This window comes from Herbaspirillum sp. B65, from assembly GCF_000333555.1.
In the GTDB taxonomy this organism is placed as follows: domain Bacteria; phylum Pseudomonadota; class Gammaproteobacteria; order Burkholderiales; family Burkholderiaceae_D; genus Herbaspirillum; species Herbaspirillum rubrisubalbicans.
Genome location: NZ_BADI01001038.1, coordinates 1 through 1,992 on the forward strand (window position 1 = coordinate 1; position 1,992 = coordinate 1,992).

1 pseudogene is annotated in these 1,992 nt (G+C 63.7%); it reads right to left on the bottom strand.

Going from position 1 to position 1,992, the window contains the following annotated elements:
* Positions 1 to 362: 362 nt before the first annotated feature.
* Positions 363 to 1,940, bottom strand: a pseudogene (locus tag I5W_RS24460) (ribonuclease R family protein); the annotation flags it as partial.
* Between the last annotated feature and the right edge of the window lie 52 nt (positions 1,941 to 1,992).

Below are 1,992 nucleotides of genomic sequence, written 5' to 3' on the forward strand. Positions count from 1 at the left end.
GCTGCCTTCGGAGCTGCAACTTCTTNGGCAACGGCTGCCTTCGGAGCTGCTGCTTTCTTGCGGGCGCCTTTCGGTGCTGCGACTTCNTTGGCGCGGCCTTCGGTGCTGCAACCTTCTTCGCTGCTGCGGCCTTCGGAGCTGCTGCCTTCTTGGCGGCAGCCTTCGGAGCTGCAACCTTCTTCGCTGCTGCCTTCGGTGCTGCAACCTTCTTCGCTGCTGCGGCCTTCGGAGCTGCTGCCTTCTTGGCGGCGGCCTTCGGAGCTGCAACCTTCTTCGCTGCTGCCTTCGGTGCTGCAACCTTCTTGGCGGCTGCGGCCTTCGGAGCTGCTGCCTTCTTGGCGGCGGCCTTCGGAGCTGCAACCTAGCACCGCATCCGGGCGCGCCTTGACCTTGGGCATCAGCTCGGCATAGTCGGAGGCACTGGGGGTGTCGCCGCCCCCCAGGTGCAGGCCGACCTGCTTCAAGAAGGTACGCAACTGCGTCAGCTTTTCCTTGGTCGGGCCAGCGTGAATGCGATAGAGCGCCGGATGATCGTGACGCTTCAACAGGTCGGCCGCGCACACGTTGGCGGCCAACATGCATTCCTCGATCAGGCGGTGCGCATCGTTGCGGGTGCGCGGCAGGATCTTCTCGATCTTGCCGGCGGCATTGCAGACGATGTAGGTCTCGGTGGTCTCGAAGTCGATGGCACCGCGCGCCTGGCGGGCCGTCAAGAGCGCCTGGAACACTTCGTAGAGGTGCGTCAGGTGCGGCACCAGGCCGATGCGACGCGCCGCTTCCGGGCCCTTGGTATTGGCCAGGATGGAGGCCACTTCGGTATAGGTCAGACGCGCCGCCGAGTGGATCACGGCCGGATAGAACTGGTAGGCCTTGATCTCGCCCTTGGCAGTGATGACGGCATCGCACACCAGGGTCAGGCGGTCCACGTCCGGGTTCAGCGAGCACAGGCCATTGGAAAGCTTTTCCGGCAGCATCGGGATGACCCGGCGCGGGAAGTAGACCGAGGTGCTGCGCTCCAGCGCATCCACATCCAGCGCATCGTTGGGCTTGACGTAGTGGCTCACATCGGCGATGGCCACGATCAGGCGATAGCCCTTGGCGCGGCCGATCTTGACCGGTTCGCAGTAGACCGCATCGTCGAAGTCGCGCGCGTCTTCGCCATCGATGGTGACCAGGGGTACGTCGCGCAGATCAACGCGGTCCTTCAGGTCAGCCGCCTTGACTTCGCTGGGCAGCTTGGCCGAGAGCTTCTTGGCGGCCTCGGAGAATTCGTGCGGCACGCCATACTTGCGCACGGCGATTTCGATTTCCATGCCGGGGTCATCGATGTCACCGAGGATCTCGACGATCTTGCCCACCGGTTGCGTATAGCGGGAGGGATGCTCGGTCAGCTCCACGCTGACCACCTGCCCTGCCTTGGCCTTGCCCGGCGGGCCGGCCAGCAGCACATCGTGGCCGATGCGCTTGTCTTCGGGAGCGACCACCCAGACGCCGTTTTCATTCAACAGGCGGCCGATCACGTGGGTATTGGCGCGCTCCACCACTTCGACGATGGTGCCTTCGGGACGGCCGCGACGGTCGGTACCGACGATGCGCGCCTGGACGCGGTCGCCGTGCATGACCTTCTGCATTTCCTTCTCGGGCAGGAACAGGTCATCGGTGCCATCGTCGGGCAGCAGGAAACCGAAACCATCGCGATGGCTCGACACCCGGCCCAGGATGAAATCGGGCGAGTGGGTCAGCTTGTAGTGGCCGGCGCGATCTGGCTTGATCTGGCCGTCACGCTCCATGGCGTTGAGGCGGCGCGTCAGGCCATCCATTTCTTCAGGCTTGACGCCTAGCGCGGCTGCCAGTGCAGCAGCATTTTGCGCGCCGGACGAAGTACGCAGGATGCCGAGGATCTCTTCCCGGCTGGGAATGGAATAGGGAAATTGGCTCAAAAGTTTCGTTTCGCGCAATTGTTATAAATGCCAAGGCGACTTCGCCCAGCGG